At 74.1% G+C, this 2,334-nt stretch carries 2 protein-coding genes; both read right to left on the reverse strand.

Features of this window, described 5'->3' with window-relative positions; translation table 11 throughout:
- Positions 1-96 precede the first annotated feature (96 nt).
- The gene (locus tag ACFW1I_RS36580; RefSeq protein WP_384678132.1) at positions 97-777 is read right to left on the reverse strand and encodes a hypothetical protein; all 681 of its coding nucleotides are present in this window, start codon (positions 775-777) and stop codon (positions 97-99) included.
- Entirely contained in the window at positions 774-2,192 is a 1,419-nt protein-coding gene (locus tag ACFW1I_RS36585) for an AI-2E family transporter (RefSeq protein WP_384678134.1), read from the reverse strand. Before ACFW1I_RS36585 ends, ACFW1I_RS36580 begins: the two co-directional genes overlap by 4 nt.
- Between the last annotated feature and the right edge of the window lie 142 nt (positions 2,193-2,334).

Below are 2,334 nucleotides of genomic sequence, written 5' to 3' on the forward strand. Positions count from 1 at the left end.
GGCCGGGGGCCGCCCCGGGCGGGTTGGCGCCCGCAGCCCCCCCCGGGGCCGGCCCCCCCCCCCCGGGCCGCCGCCCCCCCCCCCCGCACCCGACGACTACTTCTTGAGCGCCGCCATCAGCGCGAGCGCGTCCTGGGTGAGCGGCACGTCGACCCCGGACAGGTCGGGAGCGCCCTGCTCGACGACCTCGCCCTCCTCGTTCTCGTAGTACGTGCGGTACACGTTGAGCTCCAGCACGGCCTGGCCGTCGAGCACCCGCAGGATCCCGCCGTCCTCGCCCGCGTCGCCGAAGAACGCCTGCTCGCCGACGCCGCCGATCGGCTCCGTCATGTCGAAGCCCTTCGCCAGCGCCGCGAACTCGGGCCCCGGGTCGGTCTGCTTGTGCAGGGTGTAGGTGACGTTGACGCTCTGCTCGCGGTCCCCCTTGCCGAAGTTGACCGTGCAGGAGCGCTGCTCCAGGGCCGGCTCGCGCAGTTCGGGGCCGGTGCCGGCGGAGCCGCGCTCGCCGAGGACGGCGGCCATCCCCTTCAGCCCGGCGCGCTCGCACAGGTCGTCGACCGCCTGGTACCCGCCCAGGTCCACCCCCGGGTCCGGCCGGCCGCGCTCGTACGCGTACAGCCCGGCGCCCCACACCGCCGAGGCGGCCACCGCGCCGCCGAGCGCCCACAGCCAGGGCCGGCGGCCACGCGGCGGGCGGGGCGTCCGCTCCCGCTCCTCCGTCAGCACCTCTGCGGTCTCGAAAGGGGTGCCGCCCTCCAGTTCGGGTTCGGATATCACGCCTTGCCCTTCCGTTCCGGCGAGCCGGGCGCCGGGGTGGGCGCCACCTCGAAGGCGGTCGCGCCGCGCGGCTCGGCCGCGGTGAGCAGCGCCGGTTCGTGGCTCCACGCCTTCAGATAGCCGACGACGGTGTTGGCGACCGCGACGAGCGGGACGGCGACGACGGCGCCGCCGATGCCGGCGGTCAGACCGCCCGCGGCGACCGCGAGGACGACGGCCAGCGGGTGGACGCGGACGGCCCGGCCGAGGATGAACGGCTGGAGGACGTGGCCCTCGATCTGCTGCACGGCGAGGACGACCACGAGCACCATCAGCGCGGTGAACACGCCGTTGGTGACGAGGGCGACCAGCACGGCGAGCGCGCCGGAGATGACGGCGCCGACGAGCGGGATGAAGGCGAAGAGGAAGATGAAGACGGCGAGCGGGACCGCCATCGGCACGTCGAGGAAGTAGAGGCCGAGGCCGATGAAGACGGCGTCGATCAGGGCGACCAGGACGGTGCCGCGCACATAGGCGGTGAGGGTGCGCCAGGCGCGCGGACCGGCGCCGGCGACCCCGGGCCTGGCCTGCGCGGGGACGAGCTTGAGCGTCCACTCCCAGACCTTCTTCCCGTCGTAGAGCAGGAAGAGGGTGCAGAACATGGCGAGCAGGATGCCGGTCATGGTCTCGACGATCACGGTCACGCCCTGGAGTCCGGCGGAGGTGATCTCCTCGGCGTTGGCGCCGATGGTGTCGCTGAGGTTCTTGGCGATGTCGTTGATCTGGCGCTCGGTCACGTGGAAGGGGCTGTCGAGGAGCCAGCGCTTGAGCTCCTCGATGCCGTCCCTGACCCGGTCGGTGAGGTTGTCGATGTTGTCCATCACCTGCCACACCACGAACCAGCCGACCAGGCCCATCACGACGAAGCCGGAGATGGCGGTGATGGCGGTGGCGAGTCCGCGCGGCACGCCCATGGTCCGCAGCCGGGCGACAGTCGGCTGGAGCAGCGCGGTCACCAGCAGCGCGGCGACGAAGGCGAGGACGACGAGCTGGACGGAGCTGATGACCCGCATCAGCACCCAGACGGTGCCGGCCAGGACGAGCAGTCGCCAGCCGGCCTCGCCGGCGACCCGCAGCCCCCACGGGACGGCGGAGACCGGGTCGGGCCGGGCGGGCACGGCGGGGGCGTAGGCCGGCGGGGCGGGGACGGTACGGCCCTCGGCGACGGCGGCGGGCGCGGCGGCGCCCTCGGCCGGTCCGGCGGCCGGTCCCCCGGCCGGCGGCGCGGTCTGCGGACCGGGCGTCACCGGCGGCCGCTCGTACGGCGGTCCGTCCGGCTCGGCCCGCTCGGCCTCGGCGCGCCGGGCGTGCAGTTCGCTTCCGATGCGGCTGATGCCCTCGCCGAGTCGGTTCAGCCAGCCTGGCAGTCTCGACATCTCGTCCCTCTTCCCCCCGTTCGGTCCCTGGCAACCTACACGCAGGAAGCCCCGCACCGGAGGTGGGTTGCGGGGGTCCCGCGGTTGGTGGCTCGCCGGGGGATTAACATCGGGTTGGCAGGCAGAAAATCCACGCGCCGCC

Origin of the sequence: Streptomyces sp. NPDC058955 (genome assembly GCF_042741435.1) — a bacterium.
In the GTDB taxonomy this organism is placed as follows: domain Bacteria; phylum Actinomycetota; class Actinomycetes; order Streptomycetales; family Streptomycetaceae; genus Streptomyces.